The organism is Haloferax marinisediminis (genome assembly GCF_009674585.1).
Classification (GTDB): domain Archaea; phylum Halobacteriota; class Halobacteria; order Halobacteriales; family Haloferacaceae; genus Haloferax; species Haloferax marinisediminis.
On sequence record NZ_WKJP01000004.1, the window covers coordinates 151,858 to 170,826 of the forward strand.

General features: G+C 58.7%; 13 protein-coding genes and 1 pseudogene. 11 read left to right on the top strand and 3 right to left on the bottom strand.

Translation table 11 applies throughout. The features are described 5' to 3' along the window. Window positions 1-58: 58 nt before the first annotated feature. From GJR98_RS15270 to GJR98_RS15280, 3 genes are all read right to left on the bottom strand, one after another. Window positions 59-1,735 carry a histidine kinase N-terminal 7TM domain-containing protein gene (locus GJR98_RS15270; RefSeq protein ID WP_225316446.1) on the bottom strand — a complete coding sequence of 559 codons (1,677 nt, stop codon included), beginning with the start codon at window positions 1,733-1,735 and terminating at the stop codon, window positions 59-61. A 179-nt stretch (window positions 1,736-1,914) separates the two neighbouring features. Next, window positions 1,915-2,859 carry a UbiA family prenyltransferase gene (locus tag GJR98_RS15275; protein WP_151139593.1) on the bottom strand — a complete coding sequence of 315 codons (945 nt, stop codon included), beginning with the start codon at window positions 2,857-2,859 and terminating at the stop codon, window positions 1,915-1,917. 312 nt (window positions 2,860-3,171) lie between these two features. Beyond that, complete coding sequence (locus tag GJR98_RS15280; RefSeq protein WP_151139594.1) at window positions 3,172-4,089, bottom strand: NAD-dependent epimerase/dehydratase family protein; 918 nt, start codon at window positions 4,087-4,089, stop codon at window positions 3,172-3,174. A gap of 212 nt (window positions 4,090-4,301) precedes the next feature. Here GJR98_RS15280 and GJR98_RS18015 point away from each other — a divergent pair, with 212 nt between their 5' ends. The 11 genes and pseudogenes from GJR98_RS18015 to GJR98_RS15335 all read left to right on the top strand — a co-directional run bounded on the left by GJR98_RS18015 (window position 4,302) and on the right by GJR98_RS15335 (window position 18,916). Beyond that, complete coding sequence (locus GJR98_RS18015; RefSeq protein WP_449271770.1) at window positions 4,302-5,075, top strand: helix-turn-helix transcriptional regulator; 774 nt, start codon at window positions 4,302-4,304, stop codon at window positions 5,073-5,075. A 394-nt stretch (window positions 5,076-5,469) separates the two neighbouring features. Beyond that, window positions 5,470-6,288 (top strand): hypothetical protein, encoded by an 819-nt coding sequence (locus GJR98_RS15290; protein WP_151139596.1) that lies wholly within the window; start codon window positions 5,470-5,472, stop codon window positions 6,286-6,288. 3 nt (window positions 6,289-6,291) lie between these two features. Beyond that, complete coding sequence (locus tag GJR98_RS15295) at window positions 6,292-7,578, top strand: hypothetical protein (RefSeq protein ID WP_151139597.1); 1,287 nt, start codon at window positions 6,292-6,294, stop codon at window positions 7,576-7,578. Continuing rightward, window positions 7,575-9,500: a glycosyltransferase gene (locus GJR98_RS15300; protein ID WP_151139598.1), complete on the top strand. Its 1,926-nt coding sequence runs from the start codon at window positions 7,575-7,577 to the stop codon at window positions 9,498-9,500. Before GJR98_RS15295 ends, GJR98_RS15300 begins: the two co-directional genes overlap by 4 nt. 24 nt (window positions 9,501-9,524) lie before the next feature. After that, window positions 9,525-10,958 (top strand): sulfatase-like hydrolase/transferase, encoded by a 1,434-nt coding sequence (locus tag GJR98_RS15305; protein WP_151139599.1) that lies wholly within the window; start codon window positions 9,525-9,527, stop codon window positions 10,956-10,958. Window positions 10,959-11,090: 132 nt separating this feature from the next. Beyond that, window positions 11,091-12,587 (top strand): alkaline phosphatase family protein, encoded by a 1,497-nt coding sequence (locus tag GJR98_RS15310; RefSeq protein ID WP_151139600.1) that lies wholly within the window; start codon window positions 11,091-11,093, stop codon window positions 12,585-12,587. Further along, a complete protein-coding gene (locus GJR98_RS15315) occupies window positions 12,588-15,374 on the top strand; it encodes a hypothetical protein (RefSeq protein WP_151139601.1) in 2,787 nt (928 codons plus the stop codon). Then, on the top strand, window positions 15,371-17,221 hold the full coding sequence (locus GJR98_RS15320; protein WP_151139602.1) for a hypothetical protein: 1,851 nt from the start codon (window positions 15,371-15,373) through the stop codon (window positions 17,219-17,221). The genes GJR98_RS15315 and GJR98_RS15320 overlap by 4 nt, the downstream gene beginning before the upstream one ends. A 176-nt stretch (window positions 17,222-17,397) precedes the next feature. Continuing rightward, on the top strand, window positions 17,398-17,550 hold the full coding sequence (locus GJR98_RS15325) for an HVO_2142 family zinc finger protein (protein ID WP_154269865.1): 153 nt from the start codon (window positions 17,398-17,400) through the stop codon (window positions 17,548-17,550). A 198-nt stretch (window positions 17,551-17,748) separates the two neighbouring features. Then, window positions 17,749-18,441, top strand: coding sequence for a nucleotidyltransferase domain-containing protein (locus tag GJR98_RS15330; protein WP_151139603.1), 693 nt, complete (start codon window positions 17,749-17,751; stop codon window positions 18,439-18,441). Beyond that, a pseudogene (locus GJR98_RS15335) lies at window positions 18,431-18,916 on the top strand (hypothetical protein). The gene GJR98_RS15330 and the pseudogene GJR98_RS15335 overlap by 11 nt, the downstream one beginning before the upstream one ends. Window positions 18,917-18,969 lie beyond the last annotated feature (53 nt).

Here is an 18,969-nt window from a genome sequence, read left to right on the forward strand (position 1 = left end):
TGTACGGCGATTCGAACGAAAAGTGTTGGGTAGCCGGTGGCACCCCCCCGACTGAAGCTCACTCGGCTACTTGTGAGGGGTGGCCCTGTGAGAGCACCGGAACCTCGACGGTGACGACAGACCCGTCGGGGTCGTTTTCTGTGAACCGAACGTCCCCACTTGCGATGTCAGTCCCCCACTTGACGATCCAGAGGCCGAGCCCACTCCCGTGTTTGAGCGGAGTTTCGGTCCCATCTTCCAGAACTGCCAGTTCGTACGCTGCGATACCCGGACCGTTATCAGCAACTTCGACGTGGACGTTCGTTCCTTCGACGTGGGTCGTAATCCAGACGTGAGGGTCGTCGTTCGTGTTATGTTCGACTGCGTTCTCGATGATGTTCGAGAAGACTGGCCGAAGTAACCCGGCAACCTCGACGTCCTCGTGAGCGAATTTGGTCTGAACTGTGACCGCTGGTTCAGTTCCACACACGGAGGTGAGACACTGGGTGAGAAGCGCGTCGAGTGAGACCGGTTCGGTCCCATCACGGGTCTTGTCGAAGAGCTCGATGGCCTCCCGTCCCTTCTTTCCAATCTCTTCGATTCGTAGCGCCCGTTCTTTGACGGTTCTGGCGTTCTCGTTGTCTTCGAATCGACTGATGTATCCGTAGATGACGTTCGTCTCGGTTCGAATGTTGTGCCGGAGAACTCGGTTTAGTACTTCGAGGCGTTGCTGTTGCCGCAGGTGCTCTCCGATGTCGTGGAACGTGATGACACGTCCGATTGCTGTCCCGTTGACGTTGGTGATTTGGGTCGACACGACGTCGTATGGGTGACCACTGAGTTCGTCGCCGATAGTCAGATGGCCGGGAAGTGCTCCGTCGTCTGGGAGTCGGTCGTACTCGGGGATGATTTCTCGGGCGGAAGAACCCAGCACTTCGCGTGGGTCGACGCCCAGAATCTCGACACAACTATCGTTCAAATCGACGACATAGTCGTTCGCGTCGACGACGATTGCCCCGCCTTGCATTCGGTCGAAGAGGAACTGCCGTGCTCGTTTGTTCGGGGCAGGACTCGTCCCGAGCAGTCGAAATCGAGTGAGTGCAGCGAGATAGACGATACCCGAGACTGAAAAGGCAATCGGCGTCGGGTCGACCCCAGCCGTCGGGAGACTGCCAGCCAGAAACAGGATGTTGGTCACCCACGGTGCCAACAGGCCAATTACGAGTGCAGCGCTCTGCCCCCGGAAGGCGACCGCGTCGCTCGTGAGGAGGCCGAGAATCGGAATCATGCCGAAGATACCGAGGATGTACGTGTACGCTGCGATTATCCAGAACCATGGTCCTCCCTGTTCGACCAACATGACGCCGTTCGTCGAGGTGCCTGTCGGCTGAATGTACAACAGGTCGTGGTACTGTCCCGTGAGAGAGAGGACGACTGTCAGCACCGGAATCACCGACAGTGCTCCGACGTACCGGGGACGAAGATACTCGTCTCGACCGGTGTACTCGAGGGCGAAAAAGAACCATGCGACTGGAATCGTGACGACGCCGATCCACGCGAGGTTCGCCCAGAGTAACTTCATATCGAGGGTGGCTGCGCGGAGTTTGAAGATGATGCACGTCGACCACCAGCTCTGTGCGACGAGGAGTGCGACGAGTGGCTTCGCTCCGGGTTCGGGCCGGGCCCGCCAGGCGAGTATCGTCGCCGCTGACCCGATGGCGATAGAGATGAACAACAATGGGACCAGAGATACCACGGGTGCCACAGGTACAGCATACAATCCAGTCACGATATATGAAATGTCGGTTGGTCCACCGGGTGTGGCGGTGGAGACACTTCGTCTAACTCTCTGTTCAGCACACTCGCCGGATGCTCTCCACTCATTTCCAGTACCATCAATTCAGAAAAACACCGATTGGTCTGCTTCGACCAGTTCTAAAATCCAGTCCCGGAGAGGACGAGGATAATCCCCATCACCACGAGATGCTTCGCCTCGCCTGCAATCCCGAGTCGCCCTTCGTGTTCAGTTCGGCCGACGAATGCGGCCAACAATAGTGCATAGCCGAGACCGATGAGGATTGCGACTGCGAGCACGTCGGTCAGGAGGCCGCGGAGGGACGCGAACACGACGAAGCCGATGAGCACGAGGTCGAGGCCGTAGACGATTTGGCGCGTTCGGTCGACACCGAAGACGACTGGGAGGGTCGACACGCCGATTGCTTCGTCCGCTTCCACGTCGTTCACGTTCGGAATCTCAGTGTTGACGAACGTATCGAGGAAGTAGTAGAAGAAGACGACGGCAGCGACGGGAGTGAACGCAGCATCGGCGAACGCGAGCGGAAGGAACACCAGCGAGATGGCCCAAGCGAGGGCCACGATAACGGAGTTGACGATGAGTATCTCCTTGAGTCGCTTGAAGTACGAACCGATGGTCGGGAGCCAGTCTGATGCGTAGAGAATCCAGAACACGCCGGGGATGAGGGTAACGAGAAGTGCAACGGGGCCACCGAGAACTGAAATCGCAATCGCCACCCCGTACGCTGCTGCCGTCAGCACCGAGAGTGTACTCTTGTGTCGCCGCACGAACGTCGACTGGTTCGGATTCGACACTTCGTCGGTATCCACGTCGGCGATTCGGTCACCCATGTACACTGCGAAGGTGACGAGTCCGATGATGAGGAGTGCAGGATTCGGTTCGATGGATAGTGCGACCATCACCGTTGCAACCTGGACCATCGCGATGAAGACGAGATACGTCGAGGTGTGAATCAATACGTCTTTAATTCGTTCTGCTCCGGTGAACAGCGGCGTAACGAACTGGTTGTACTGTAGGTCGTTGCTGTCGGAATAAATGGACAGTCTTCGTGGTTCGCTTGACATGATTTTTCGGACGACTGTCGACCGAAATTCGCGTTCGACAACCGTCGGATTGTACGATACTCTTCAGAACCGTCAATTGAACGGCCGAATCGTGTCATTTGGCTGTATACTGATGCCCGATTGAAAGATTATTTCTTAAATTTGAATAATTCAAACAATCCAAATAATCTTGATACTGTACATGTTGGTGTCCTTGCCGTGGATGTTCGATGTGTCCATGACCAACGAGCTCCATTGCATCGAGAAAGTGGCCGTCTTCATCGCGCCCTGTAGACGACACCCCTCGTCGACACTCAGTGGGACGCCGACACCCTAGTACTGTGCACAGACTCGCCGGAGCCCCTCCTCGAAGGAGACTCTCGGTTCCCACCCTGTGGCCTCGCTCATCTTTGTCGTATCTGCCATCGTGTCTTGGACGTAGACCGATTCAGAGATCGGGTTCTCGATATACTCCGGTTCGACGTTCGTCTCGAGTTCGGTATTCAGTTTATCGACGAGTGTGTTCAGGTCGTAACTCTCACCAGTTCCAAGGTTGTAGACGCCGTTCAGTCGGTTGTCAGCGGCGTCGATTAGTCCGCGAACGACGTCGTCGACGTGAGTGAAGTCCCTCGTTTGTGACCCGTCACCGTAGATGACCGGTGTCTCTCCGTTCGCGATATCGTCTGCGAACTGTGCAATGAGGTTCGCGTACTCGCCTTTGTGCGCTTCGGAGCCACCGTACCCTTGATACACCGAGAAAAATCGCATTCCTGCCAACTGCATATCGTAGTGGGTGTGAAAGTACTCGGCGTAGCGTTCGCGGGCAAGCTTCGACGCCTCGTAGCCGGTGTTCGCAGTGACAGACATGGTTTCAGGCGACGGTTCAGTTTGATTGCCGTAGATAGACGAGGTCGTCGCGTACACGACGGTTTCACAGCCGTCGTTGCGTGCCTGTTCGACGGTGTTGACGAACCCTTCGACGTTGACCCGGACGCCCTTGGCCGGGTCTTCTTCGTGCATCCTGTAGGACGACAGTGCTGCGAGGTGGAACACGACGTCGACGTCTTCTGTCGGTAAGTCGTCATCGAGGACACTCGCTTCCACGTAGTCGACGGCGTCATCGAGGTTATCGGGTGACCCGAGATAACCGTCGTCGAGGGCAGTCACGTCGTTATCCGTCGCGAGTTCGTTTGCGAGGTTCGAACCGATGAACCCTGCTCCACCTGTCACCAGTACGTTCTGGTTGTTCATACACTTCAATTCGTGAAACAGTCGTATATATAGAATTTGGCCGAACTACTTGTCTGCTCTCGCACACCCAGAAACGAGGATAAGTAATGAATTATTTGTGTTGGAAGATAGTCGAACGATTAATTGACAGATTGTGTACTAATGTCTGACAAGGCGATTGTTATTTCACCATCTGCCAGAATATTTTTCAATCTTTACGGAAATAGACTTCTGTGACTGACCCCAAATCTCTTCTTCGACTCCTCCTTCGTCGGGACACAGTCGTCACACATATTCTTGACGGCCCAATCAGTATAAGGAGTCTGACAGAATCTGTTGACGTCTCTCGGCCGACAGTACACCGAAGTCTCAAAGAACTACAGGAACACCAGATAGTCACCGAGACCGCCGATGGATACGTCGTGACCTCGTACGGGGAGTTCCTCTTCGAACGGTACCGCTCGTTTCTGGTGGAGTTTACCGACATCCAGGAGAATAGAGAACTCCTCTTAGGACTGAAAGACACGTCCCTGCTTTCTGATTCGTTATTAGATGGTGCAACCTACACGAAGTCGGTCCCATTTGCACCCGAGAAACCAATCTCTGAGGTCGAATCATTCGTCCGTGGTGCGACCACTGTCCGTGGATTTACACCGTTCATCGTTGGCCGATATGCTTCTTTGTTTCACGAACAACACACCGCTGGGTCACTCGATGCGGAGATTATCACACCACCAGAAGTGTTCGAGTACACCTCTCAGCAGTGGGAGGCACAGTTCGAAGAGGCAACCCGTGAGGGACTCGACTGGCTCGTAGTCGACGAGCAACTACCATTTGGACTCCTCATCGAAGATGAACCTGCAGCGTCGGTGTGCGTCGTTGTTGACGACAACGGAACCCTTCGTGGTGTCATCCAAAACGATAACCCAGACGCTGTCGCGTGGGGCCGTGACCTGTACGAGCAGTACAGACAGAACGCCCGTCGACCTCACAAGATGTCCCCGTAACTGAACCTCGAACTTTTTACAGCGCACTTTTTTGACCCCGTACTCTCGGTGAGAGAGTTCGAGACTGGTTTGATATTATTGTCATATAGGTGAGTGTTCAACCCGTGAAAGAGTGTTCACAGAGTGAACACTGACTCATCGATGTAGCTCCTGTTCACGCTTCTAAATAGAAACCTTCCAGTTTACATAATTAAGTGAAATAATAATAAGAGGCCACGAAATCTCTCCTCTGTTGATGGTGATACGCTAACCATGCCATCGGCACACCGAATCAATAGTCGACGCACCGGGCGGATTCCCGGAACCTCCACTTCGGGTTCTCGACGGTCGAATACTCGTCGTAAGAGTGTCCAAACCTCACCTGAAGTGACGCGGAATGGGTGGTGATGAGAGAATGAACCGACCCTCAGTCGTGACAGTTCTCTCGGAACACCGACGGTCACTGATGAGTCTCGCCGTCACCGTGATGCTTCTTGGGTCGCTGGCCGCCGCAGCAATGCCATCCAGTGCTCTCGAGACAGGCTTGACTGGACCGGACGAAGTCGACCGGAACGACCGGATAACTGTCACTGCGACTGTCGACATCAAAGACGGCGAGCGCGTTCCAATCGAGACGTACGTATTCACCATCTCTCCCGAAGACGCTGACGGGGAGCTTTCGGTGACGTTCGCACCGAACGGAACCGTCCTCGAAGTGACGCCCGAGCGTGGAACGATCAACCGCGGTGATATCAGAATCAACCAGTTCGTCAAGACGCTCACGATTACACCCGTCGGGAGTAGTGCGTCGTACGACTACGGCTCTCGAACTGCGTTCGATGAGAACGCAGGTGTAACCCGAGACTACGGTTACGGCTACGGCTACGGCTACGGTGAACAACCGGAGTTCGAATACGAGATATCCTTCAGAGCGACGGCGCTCGACCGCGGAACGTTCGTCGGTCAGTTGGGTATCGGCACCAGTGACGAAACGTCCTTCGAGTCTGATGAGTTCCAGTTCGATGTAACTCGCCCGACCAAAGACGCTGAAGATGGTGCCGCAAGCGACGGCGTTGACGAACACGACGACGCTGAAGACACTGACCGACCGAGTCGCGGCGACCAGAATCGACGGTCGGATACTCGTGCAACTGGTTCCGACACGTCCCAAGGACGTTCTGCTGTGACTGTCCCCACGTTCGTGACGAGTTCGGAAGGAGGTCTCATTCGATAAGTAATGTCCCAAGATACCGATAGCTTCGCCGTCCGACAGGTCGCCAGTGGCCCGGTCGCGCTGGTTCGTCGATACGTCCTCGGTGACGACCTTCTCCAACACGGGAGTGTAATCGCCATCGCAACGGTGGCTAGTGGCGCGCTCAACTACGCCTTTCAGGTGTTCATGGGCCGTGCCCTCGGACCGGAACAGTACGGCGTGTTCGGCGCGTTGTTCGCGCTGTTCTACATCGTGAACGTATTCGGTCGTGGAATCAGGTTCAGCGCAACTCGATTCACGGCTGAACTCGCAGACAACCGACCCGCGCTGGCGGCCTTCCACTCGGAGTTCTTGCGGCAGTCGACGCTGTTCAGCATCGGTATCTTCGTCACTCTCGTTGCTGCTGCACCGCTCTTGAGCGACTTTCTGGACGTACCGACGACGCTGCTGGCAGTCGCCATCGCGGGGACAGCGCCGTTCGGTCTGGCGCTGACTGTGAACTTCGGCACGCTCCAAGGAGTCCAGTGGTTCGTACCACTGGGAGGCTACAAAGTCCTGCTCGCCGGCGTCAAGTTGGGTGCTGGTGTCCTCTTCGTCATCCTCGGCTACGGCGTGTTCGGTGCGTTTTCAGCACTGGTACTCGCGTCCATCGTGGTGTACGGACTGACGACGCTGCACCTGCGTCACCGGTTGCAGACATCCACTCTTCGTCCGGCCTTGGACTTCGGTCGGGCGTACCGCTACACGCTTACGGCTATCCTCACCGGTTTTTGTGTGACTGTCCCGACGACGGTCGACGTGATACTCGCAAAACACTTCTTTACGTCGCGAGTTGCGGGTCTCTTCGTTGCCGCGTCGGTGCTCGGAAAGATTCTCATCTTCCTTCCGATGGGAATTAGCACCGCGCTGTTTCCGAAGGTTTCGACCCGGGAAGCCAACGAGAACGCCACAACTGCATTGCTCTGGCGCGCGATGCTGTACACCGCTGCCATCGCAGGCCTCGGTGCAGTCACCTACTGGGTGATACCCGAGTTCGTCCTCACGACGTTCTACGGTGCTGCGTACGCGGAAGCGGTGCCATTGCTTCGCTGGTACGGCGTTTCGATTCTCGCGTTCGCGCTCGCTAGCGTCGTTCTCAACTTCGAACTGGCCCGTTCCCGGAACCGGTTCGTCTACGTCTTTACTCTCGTCTCACTCGCGGAAATCTCCCTGATGTGGTTCTTCCACGCGTCTCCCGTGCAGTTCTTACATATCCTCCTGCTCGGCAACACGTCGCTGTTTGCCCTCGGATTACTGGAAGTGAACTCATGAGCTTACAAGATACACAACCCGAAGTACAGTTCGAAGCATCGTCCGTCGAGTTATCCCGGTCAGTGGTGGTACCGGTCTACGCCGAACCGCCGTCGACCGTCGTCTCCCTCGTCGACGACCTCCATAGTGCCGGTTGGCACGAAGTGGTCGTCTGTGCTGACCGCCCAAGCCTGGACATGCGGGAGACCCTCGACACGCTCGAGACCGAATCGTGGACCACCGTCATAGCGAGCGACACACGCCGTGGCAAAGGTGGTGCACTCATCGACGGTCTCGACGCCGCAGACGGTGACGTTGTCGGATACGTCGACGCCGACGGTGCGATTCCGGTGGCTGAACTCGACCGACTGTACACCGTAGTCGAAAACGGTGGTGCGTCGGTCGCAGTTGGGTCTCGTGACCTCGATGGCGATTGTCGAACTTCACAGACTCCCGTTCGACAGTGCCTCGCGAAGGGGTACCGCTCGCTCGCCCGTCGTGTCACGAACGCACCGCTCGAAGATTTCCAGTGCGGTGCCAAGGCGTTCCGTTCGGAGGTCTGGGAACGGGTCGCAGACCAAATGTCTGAGACCGGATTCGCCTTCGATACCGAACTCATCGCTCGCGTCCACCACAACGGCTACGAAGTGGAAGAGACCTCCATCGACTGGGACGACCCCGGCGACAGCAGCGTCTCACCGGTGAGCGACGTCCCCGATATGTTCTGGTCGCTCTACCGAATCCGGGAATCGATTCGTGGCCCGACTGCCACTCGCTCGTCAGACGACGACACTCCCAGCGTTGCTCTCGTCACGTCACACCCACCGACCCGTGGTCACCTCGCCGAATACGGTGAAGAACTCGCGAGGGCGTACGGACGACGAGACGACATCGACGTGACTGTCCTCGCACAACGGAGCGATACTGCACCTCCAGTCGAGTTCCGTCGTGGCTACGAGGTCCGTCGTGTCTGGGACCGTGACTCGTTCGATGGTGCCCGGGCGCTTCTCGACGAACTTCTCGCGGGTGACTACGACGCCGTCCAGTTCAACATCCACATGACGTACTTCGGAGACGAGAACGTCCACCGCTTCATCGGTCTCGTGCTCCCGCCACTACTCAGTCGGGTCTACGATATCCCGGTGCTGACGACGATGCACGACCTGATAGAAGTGGTCGAAGAGGATGCGGTCGACGAGGACATCGGTCTCGTCGAACAGGTCGGCGCCCGTGCGGCGACACAGATGGTCCTCATGGGCGACGCGTCGACGGTCACCTCCGAGGAGTACAAGGATATCGTCGCAGACCGCTACTACGCATCGAACGTCCATCACGTCCCGCACGGGACGTTCGCCTACGCCGACGGTGGGTTGCCGAACCTCCCCGAGCGCTTCCGAGTCATGGTGTTCGGCCACCTCAGTCCGACGAAAGACATCGAGACGGTCGTCGAGGCGTTCGAAGAGGTCCGCACGTCGATACCCGATGCCGAACTCGTCATCGCCGGTGGGTCGCATCCGGGGTTCCCGAACCACAAGGAGACACTCGAAGCGAAGTTCGGCGACCGACCCGGTGTCGAGTTCCTGGGATACGTCGAAGACGACGAGATGGATGCTGTCTGGGAAAACGCCTCGCTCGTTGTGATGCCCTACCGGACCTGTACCGGCGTCAGCGGCGTCTTCCAACTCGCGAAGTCGTACGGCACGGCGGTCATCAGTGCCGACGTCGATGGGATGCGTACTTCGACGGTCGAAACCGGTGGCAGCGCCGAGTTCTACACTGCTGGTGACCCATCGTCACTCGCAGACGAACTCCGAACCCTCCACGCCGACCGAGAGCGACTCCAAAGACTCGCTCAGGCGAATTCCGAAGCGGCGTCTTCGTACACGATTAGTGACACTGCAGCGCGTATGGCCGACCTCATCAAAGAACAGGTGACTGCATGAGCAGACACGCTCGGGTGGCCAGTCGTGACTGACACCGACCACGGGTTGCTTCCGACGTCTGTCGTGGCGGACGGTGTCGACAAAGCGAAACGCCGGTTCATGGAGTCACTGCCGGACGGTGTGAAGCGTCGACTCGTGGGACCGTACAACCGCGTACTGACCGTCAAAGCCAACCGAGAGTATCGGCGTCGACAGCGGACACTTCCCTCGCGAACGCCAACTGCCGATGCTCCCGACCACGTCGTCTGTGTCGTCGTGGACGCCCTCCGCGCTGACGCCGTGAAAGCAGATGATTGCCCGTTCCTCCACGCTCGCTTGCATGGCGACCTCGTCACGCCAGCACCGTGGACGTTCCCCGCTGTCTCCTCGTTCGTCACAGGGACGTATCCACACGAACACGGGTCAATTCGACGGTCCGACGACTCTGATACCGGTTCGACGGACCTCGTCATCCCTCCGAAACTTCCGACCGACCGAGAGGCCCTGCCGGACGTCTTCGGGAGCGCTGGCTACGAGACCTACGGTGGGTTCTCGTTTCATATGCCGTTCTTCGCTCTCGGTGGCCGGTTCCAAACCCACGCAGTCCACGACAAAGCCGACGCCGATGCCGTCTTCGACGACTTTCGAGACTGGGTCGACCAGACAGACCGCGACAGGACGTTTTCGTACCTTCACATCGGTGACCTCCACGAACCGGTCGACCCCCCTGCACTCTACTGGAACAAGTACGGTATCGACAGCGAGATTCCCAACATCACGACGTGGGACTACACTGACGTCGCAAACCCCGGACCCGAGGGCGAACGCTATCGCGACCACCGCTGGGGACTCTACCGGGCCGCACTCGCGTACGTCGACGACCAACTCGACAGACTCCAGTACGACCTCAACCGCCGACTCGACGGCGACGTCGCCCTCCTCGTGACGGGCGACCACGGCGAGGCATTTTGGGAGTACACCGGATTCGACGCGGCCCATTTCGACGATTCCCGACCCGCCTACTGCGTCGACCACGGTGGCACCCCCTACGAGTCCTTGACGCGCGTCCCCCTCGCCGTCGATGGACTCGATATCGATGGTGAATACACCGACTCCCTCGCCTCACTCGTCGACCTTGCACCAACCCTCCTCGACGTTGCTGGTCTCGACGACGCACTGGCGACGACTGGTGTCTCACTTCGCACTGACGCCCCACCCGACCGAATCGTGCTCGTCGAGAGTGCGCGCTACGGCTACGAGAAGAAGGCGGCGTACGCCAACGAATGGAAGCTCATCGTCTCTCAGGGCGACGACGAGTCGGTCGGGTTCCGACTCCCCGACGAAGTGCCGACGGACCTCCCGGCAGACGTCGAACGCCGACTCACGGACGCCCTCCCAACGTGGCCAGACGGCGAAGAAGCCGACGTTCAGGTCTCCGGGATGGCCCAGCAGCGACTGGAGGACCTCGGCTATGTCTAACGATTCAGTACTCACTCAACCAATGCACCAACAACAGCTAACGACGACTACACAGCGCATCGCACCGACCGCAGAACAACATTCGACACCCGAAGCGTCGCTGGGCACTCTTCACTCACTGGAGGGTGCGCTATGAAGGTCTGTGTCATCGGCCTCGATGGGGCCACGTGGGACCTGCTCGACCCGTGGCTCGACGACTTACCGACCATCAAATCCTTCGCCGACGAACGCCGGACGACCCTCGACAGTTGTATTCCACCGCTGTCGATGCCGGCGTGGAAAGTGTACTCGACGGGGATGAACCCGGGCGACTTGGGGGTGTTCACCTTCGTCGAACCCGACTTCGAAGAAGAGCGATTCAAGACCGTCACGAACGAGTCGTTCACGACGCGAGAAATCTGGGACTACCTCGGCGAACACGGGCACAAGAGTGCCGTCGTCAACATGCCGACGACGTACCCACCGCGTGACATCGATGGGTGGCAGATCAGCGGCCCGTTCTCGGGGAAACAAGAAGACTACACCCGCCCGGAGGAACTCGGACGCACCCTCGACCGCAACGGGTACACGATTCTGCCTGAGTACTACCTCTCACGTGACCCCGACGACATCGGGGAGGCAGTCGACTCGGTAGAGACGAAACTCCAGACGTCCCTCGGATTCACCGAGACGGCCGACTTCGTCCACACGACGCTGTATCTCACCGACACAGTTCAGCACACAGAGTGGGACTCCCCGGTCGCGAAGTCCTTCTGGGAGTCGGTCGACGAGAAACTCGCGTGGTTCCTCGACGAACTCGACGACGAGTGGAACGTCGTTCTCATGTCTGACCACGGATTCGGCCACACGAAGGGTCGATTCTACCTCAATACGTGGCTCGAACAAGAAGGCTACATCCACATCGACGACTCCGGATTCGACTTCGGCGACCTGTTCGGTCTGGTTGGCCTCGACTACGACAGGGCGCTCGCACTCATGCAGAAGCTTCGACTGTCTGGTGTCGTCCTCGACGTCCTCCCAGAGAGTTTCCTTCGGAAGGTGGCCCGACAGATGCCGGGCAACCGGAAACTGGAGGGATTAGAAGACAAAATCGAATGGGAGGCCGACGCCGTCGCGCTCGCCCCGCTCATCTACACACGGAACAGAGCAGTCGCAGACGAGATTCGGAGCAAACTCCTCGAAGTCACGGACAAGTACGGCGACCGGGTCATCCAGGAGGTGTACTACGGAGAGGACATCTACCCTGACGCCGACGTGCGTGTTCCGGACCTCGTCATCAAACACACCGACTACGGAATCAGCGACATCGTGAAGCCCGGTGTGCTGTTCGAGTACGACGGCGACTGGCGACATCACAAGACTGCCCACCACCGTCGGAATGGGATTCTGACGGCTCGCGGCCCCGATGTGGAGGACATCGAGTTCGACGAACCGCGTCTGTACGACCTCGCGCCGACCATCCTCGATGGGTTCGGTATCGACGTTCCCGAGGACATGCGTGGCGAGAGCATCGGCCTGCTTGGGTCGAACAGCCAGCGCCGACCCGTGCCTGTCGAGCGCAACGTCGAGCGCGTCGTCGAACACGATTCGGACGTCGAGGAGAAACTCAAGAACCTTGGTTACCTGTAGATGACCCGGCGAGTCGACAACCTGCTCGAACGCCCTCGTGTCGGCCAACGACTGGCTCATGTACTTTGCTTCCTGGGCTTTCTGACGGTCTACGCGTACCTCCTTCGAGGAATCACCATCGGACAACTGTACACGTTCGGTGACTTTCCGCCGTTCTACGGCATGGGTGGAATCGAGAAATTCACCACCGTGTGGGTCGACCAAGGGCTTGGATTCTCGTACATCTACCACGTCCTCCCGCTGTACCTCGGTGCCGTCACGCTCGTCGGGGGAGTGCTCGCACAGAATCTCTTGTTCCTGTCGTTCCTCCCGATGGGGTACCTCGCCTTCGTACTGTTCGGACGACGGTTCATCGAGTCGATTCCCGTGCGCCACCTCGCAGCGTTCGTCTACGCCATCAACCCGTTGACCATCGGTGAGTTCGTCAACGGTGGCATGGCCGCCCTCATCGGGTACGCAGCCCTCCCGCTCCTCCTGCACTACCTGTATGCCATCGTCGACACTGACGGGTGGGAGGAGACACTGAAGACGGGGGCTGTCTTCGGGGCGACCACTGTCAGTCCGTGGCTCGGCTTCTGGATGGTTGCCCCCTTCGCAGGCTATCTGGTCTATCGCGCCCGTGACGCTCCCAGAACCATCCTGAAACTCTGTGCGTCCGGTGTCCTCGGCGTCGTTCTCTCACTCCCGAGTGTCCACCATATGCTCCAGCGCGCGCTCGGGTTCGACGGCGGCCAGAGCGTGTTGTCGAGTACGCTGACGTGGAACTACGCCGAGGCGACTGTCTTCACAGTCGCTCGTCTCGCGGGCAACCACGGGGTGATGGCGATGAACAAACTCGGATACAACACCGACCCCGCGATGCTCATCGGGCTGGTCATCCCGGGAATCGCCCTCCTCGCAATCCGCCAGCGACGCTTCCACGTCTACTACGGAATCGCCGGGGCCATCATCGCGTTCATCGTGTTGACCAAACACGGATACACGACAGTTCTGTTCGAGTTGTTCCCGCCCGTGTGGTCGCTTCGGAACCCGGTGAAACTTCAGTACCCACTACTGGTCTGCTTGAGTATCCTATTTGGTGCGGGCCTCGAAACCGTCCTCGCCGGGCCGAACGGGTCGGTCGTCTGGTGGGATTCTCAGTCGTCACAGTCATCACACGCTCTCACCGACGGCGGAACCACAGTGCAGAGTAACGTCCTCGTCGTCGCCGTGGTCGTGCTCGCGCTGCTGTCGTACGCTGCACCCGCATCAGGTGCGCTTGGTCTCGAAGAAGTTCGTGGTGACGGCTACTACGTGCCACAGGAACACGCTGAACTCACGGACGAGTTAGACGGGACAATTCTGTGGGCACCTTACGGTTACACGACCCAGTTGCGCTTGCGGCATACCGCCCCCGACCACCTCGGCATCAAGAGCGGTGGTGTCCTTCACGGCATCCAGAACACCGAGTACGTCTCTTCGTTGTTTCACGACTTCGCCGAGGACCCCGAGACAGTCCACGAGCAACTCGCATCACAGGGTGTGAACTACGTCGTCGTCGAGTCGGACCCGCCGGGCGACATTACCCATGGGCCGCCCCGTGTCGTCGAGCGATGGGGTGCGCCGTGGCTGTGGGGCTCTCCGGAGAGTTACAACACGGCACTCAACGAGAGCAGCGGCTACGACTATGCGTTCACTGCTGGTGAGTACACCGTCTACCGCGTCGAGGGTGCCACCGACCACGAACGGTTCGAACAGTCGAACGGGATACACCAAGTATACTATCCGGAACGACCCGACTACACCGACACCGATGGGCCGAATCTCGTCGCGAACGGTGAGTTCGACGACGGTCTCGAAGGCTGGTGGGCATGGGATGGGTCGAACGGAACACAAACGACAGTCGTCGACACGGCGGACGGCCACGCAGTCGAGATGGTGACCGAATCGGGTGACATCTATCCAATCGCTCAGGAGGCCGTCGTTTCTCCCGGTCAGCCCTACCAACTGACTCTCGACGCTGAGGGCTCTGGGAACGTTTACTTGTACTGGTACAACGGCACTCGGTCTCCCGAGAACCTCGTCGAACGAGAGAGCTACGCGCTCAACGCGTCGCCACAGACTGTCGTCTCACAGGGTTCGACGCTCTCGATTCGTATCCGTCCGAACGAATCGCGAGTCCAAATCGAACGCGTGTCACTGCAAGAAACGACGTATCCGCGACGGACTGGTTTCACCGCGAACACCGACGAGGTTCCCGGTGTCGTCATCGACGGCAGAGAGACCAACGAAACGGTCGGTGTCGCTGTCGGCGTCAACCTGAACCAGACCGAGGCAGAACTGGTCGACCCTGCTGTCAGCATTCGTGACGCTGAGACAGTCCTCGACGGCGAACTCGTGTACGACGACTCCTATCGGCAGGGTGCCGGTGTGTTGCTCCCTGACGACGAGGTTCCTGAATCTGTTCCAGCGGAGGCTCGTGTCGTTACCTTCGACCATCCGAACGGCACAGTTCTCGATTACTGGGTCGTCGGCGAGTTCGACGACCGCCCGGTCACGGTGCTGTACACCTCCTACGACGAACGCTGGGAGGGACCGACTGACTCGACTCATTTCGAGGCCTACGGGTGGGCCAACGGCTACATCGACGCCACTCCATCCGAGATTCGATGGACTGGCGGGACGGTTCGTCGCTGGGTCGTCAACGTCTGGGCTGGCAGTTGGGCGCTCACACTCGGCGCACTCGGCATCATCAACGTGCGGAAGCGTCGACAGCAGTCCCAGAGTGACGAACAGTCGCGTCTATGAACGATGAACCCCGGACTGGCGCCGATGCGCGACGTCGGATACGGGAGGTTTCCGCTGCGCTCGCGCTACCCGGGGCGTACTTCACAGCACTGAGTCTCCTCGTCTTCTACCCACTGTTGAAACCGGGGTTCATCCTCACGCTGGACATGATTTTCGCACCGAATGCTGACTATCTCCAGTTCGGTCTGCACACGAAGGGGCCACTGTACTACGGCAGGCTCCCATTCCTGCTCGTCCTCGATGGACTCGCACTGTTCCTCGATGATTGGCTCATCCAGAAACTCCTCCTCGTGTCGCTTCCAGCCGTGTGTGGGTTGGCAATGTACACGGCGTGCGAGTCGCGGACGCGAATCGCCGCACTGTTCGCTGGGACGCTGTACGCCATCAACCCGTTCGTCTACGTCCGGCTACTCGCTGGGCACTGGTACTTCCTCTGGGGGTATGCGTTCGTTCCGTTGGCAGTCGTCGCCTTCGACCGGTACGTCGATTCTGGCACCGACCGGGCGCTCGTGCGAGCCGTCGGGTGGACGACTATCGTCAGCGTGTTCGACCCCCACGCGACGGTACTCGTTGCAGTCGCCGGTGGCTGTTTGTGGGCCGTCCGAGCCGTTCCTACCGTGTGGAAAGAGTCGGGTGGCACCTCGAACGCCGAACTGCGCGGCTACGTTCGTCGGTTTGGTTCGTTTTGTCTCGCCGCCGCCGCCGTGAACGCGTACTGGTTGTTCCCCTCGGCGGTCACCACAGTCGGAGGTGAGACACAACTGTCGGTCATCTCCGGCGCAGATTTGACGGTGTTCAGTGCCAGCGGCACAATCGCTGGCAACGTCCCACTGTCGGTTGCGATGCTGTACGGGTTCTGGCGGGGTGGGGCGACGACGGCTCTCGACGTCCTTCCCACGTGGTCAGTTGGACTCCTGTTCGCCAGTCTAGTGTACGTCGCTGTCTACGGTACGCTCCATCGGTGGACTGATTCGAGGGTTCGTGGGCTCGTCCTCGTTGGAGTCGTCGGGTTCGTGTTGAGTCTTGGAGTGAGTACAGCAGTCTCGGAACCACTCGTTCGGACCCTTTTTGATTTCGTCCCCATCCTCCGAGGGATGCGAGATACACAGAAGTTCGCGGGGCTCGTCGTACTGGCGTACGCTCTGCTCGGCGCGCGTGGGGTCGACGAGTTCGTCACACACCGAATTTCGAGGCCCGCCACACCGCTCGACACGCCTCAGCTCACGAGTCTCGTCCTCGTCTTTCTTCTACTGGTTTCGCCACTCGTCTACACCGCACCGATGTTCGGTGGCTTCGGTGGACAACTGGACACCACTGAGTACCCGGAATCGTGGCACGAGGCGAACGACCTGCTTGGAACGGATGGCTCGGGTCGCGTGCTCTTTCTCCCGTGGCATCAGTATCTCACGTTCTCGTGGGCCGACCGACGTCTCGCGACTCCAGCCGTGCTGTTCTTCGACCGAACAGTGATCGAGGGACGTAACATCGAAGTCGGTGGTATCGAGACGCGCGGGAGTGACCCGACACGTTCTCGCGTCCGTGAGGCGCTCACGTCGCCGTCCGACCCAGAATTTGGTGACAAACTCGCCTCAGTGGGTATCGAGTACGTCGTGCTGGCTCACGAAGCCGATTATCGACAGTACGAGAGTCTACGCTCACATTCGGACTTCACCGTCGCGTTCGAGAGCGAGGGGCTGACAGTGTACGAGAACGAAGTCTACGAAGACCGCTCAGCAGAGTGGCCACGCGCAGGACCGCCAGTACCGGGTCGCGCGCTCGGATTCGGCTGTCTCGTGTCGGTGGGGGCAACCTGTGCTCTCGTGCGCCGCTCCGTCAGCGAGCGATAGTGGATGTGCTGTCCTCAGTGACGAACACGGCCGCCCAGTGACCGAGGTGTCGTACTGCTGTCCGTGTTTTTCTGCCCACACGAAGGTGAACTGGTCGCGACACGAGCGGACTCGTCATCTCGAGTGAATTTGTTATAATCGATAATGTAATAACCCTCCGTCTGTATGAACGTGGTATGAGCACAGACCACAAACAAAACGGACTCGCAGAGTGGTGTCCGGATTGTGGTACTGAGATGTTGTTTACTGGAACGATACCAACTGGCTACGCACAGTTCTTCTGTGAGCAGTGCCGGTACCGGCGTGACCGGTTCGTAGGCGACGACTAACCCGCGCGGACAGTCTGTGGACGACCCAGACGGACGCTGCTGAGTGCGAGTTTCTCTTCGAACTCGACTCTATCTTTCGACATCTGAACCGCCCCGATGCTTCCGCGGCGTTTCAGGCGTCGAATACGGCCTTATTCTGGTGAGCTACGTCTGACTGGGGCGCCATCCTTATTATATGTCGTTGCATAAAACGAAACAGTGTCCGACGAGACGAAACAACAACCACGAGTGTGCTTGCGTGTCCACCCAGGGAAGGACACGAAGATATTCAGGCTCCGTGCTGCCGACGACGTGTTGCGACTGCTCGTCGACGCACACGAATCGGAGTTTACCATGACTGAACTGGCAACGGCGACGGACCACAGTCGGTCCACTATCTGGCGAGCGGTTGGCCTCCTCGACGAACTCGGCGTCATCGAGATACGGGAGACGACGCAGCGAAACTACGTCGCAATCGACCCGACACACCTCCAGAAAGCAGACCCGATACTCGCCATCGAGCAAGTCGAGTACCACGAACCGATTCGAGCGTTCGTTGGGCGTGTCACGGATGCTGTCGAAGAGACGGACGACGTGCAACAATTACTCGGCGTCCTCGTCTTCGGGAGCGTCGCCCGTGGTGAGGCCGACCGGAAGAGCGACATCGACGTGTTCGTTCTCGTAGACGGTGACCGAACCACAGCCCGGCGCATCGTCTCCGGGATCGCCGCTGAACTCGGTGAGACGCGGTTCGACGGTGACCGATACACGTTCGAACCGTTCGTCGAATCCGTCGAGAGCACTCGTCGTGCGGGTGCAAAACTCCGCGAGACACTCCAAGAGGGTGTCACGGTGCTCGGCGGAGACGAGTTTCAACAGGTCCGAAAGGAGGTGATGAACAGTGAGCGGTAACAAAATCGAGACGCTCGTCGACGAGGTGTAGGCGGCTTTTGACCGCCGACCCGACGAGATAGAAACTGGGTTGGACACGAACGAAGCAGATATCCTCCAACTTCGGAAGTCGTGTCGACTGCTCGCAGGTGCAGAAACGCTCCTCAGGCAGGGGTTCTACACGATCGTCATCGAGATGTCGTTCGTCGCGATGGAGCGAGTTATCGAGTTCAAGCTGCTCGAAGGGGGTGTCGAAGCACGAGACCTCCCCGGAACACATCCGGGTGTATACACTGAAGCAGCGAGGCGTGGAATCCTCTCGGAACACGTCGCCGACAACCTCCAAGACCTGTGGCGGAACCACCGAGCGAAGACGTACTATCAAGACGGGCTTGCGGCGAAGGAACGCGCAGAGAAACTGTTCGAACTGGCTTCCGAGGTACACGAGTTCGTCGTGAACCAGTCCACGAAGAAGTTCGAGTGTCTCTGCGAGTAAGCATACGAAGTCGAGAGTGCAGCGTGAATCTCGAGTACGTTGTCGACGCGGTG

Excerpts from the sequence above, each read along its gene's own strand:
- GJR98_RS15295 (WP_151139597.1), top strand. The coding sequence starts at position 6,292 with ATGTCCCAAGATACCGATAGCTTCGCCGTCCGACAGGTCGCCAGTGGC.
- GJR98_RS15280 (WP_151139594.1), bottom strand. The coding sequence starts at position 4,089 with ATGAACAACCAGAACGTACTGGTGACAGGTGGAGCAGGGTTCATCGGT.
- GJR98_RS15300 (WP_151139598.1), top strand. The coding sequence starts at position 7,575 with ATGAGCTTACAAGATACACAACCCGAAGTACAGTTCGAAGCATCGTCC.
- GJR98_RS15325 (WP_154269865.1), top strand. The coding sequence starts at position 17,398 with ATGAGCACAGACCACAAACAAAACGGACTCGCAGAGTGGTGTCCGGAT.
- GJR98_RS15310 (WP_151139600.1), top strand. The coding sequence starts at position 11,091 with ATGAAGGTCTGTGTCATCGGCCTCGATGGGGCCACGTGGGACCTGCTC.
- GJR98_RS15320 (WP_151139602.1), top strand. The coding sequence starts at position 15,371 with ATGAACGATGAACCCCGGACTGGCGCCGATGCGCGACGTCGGATACGG.
- GJR98_RS15275 (WP_151139593.1), bottom strand. The coding sequence starts at position 2,859 with ATGTCAAGCGAACCACGAAGACTGTCCATTTATTCCGACAGCAACGAC.
- GJR98_RS15315 (WP_151139601.1), top strand. The coding sequence starts at position 12,588 with ATGACCCGGCGAGTCGACAACCTGCTCGAACGCCCTCGTGTCGGCCAA.
- GJR98_RS15290 (WP_151139596.1), top strand. The coding sequence starts at position 5,470 with ATGAACCGACCCTCAGTCGTGACAGTTCTCTCGGAACACCGACGGTCA.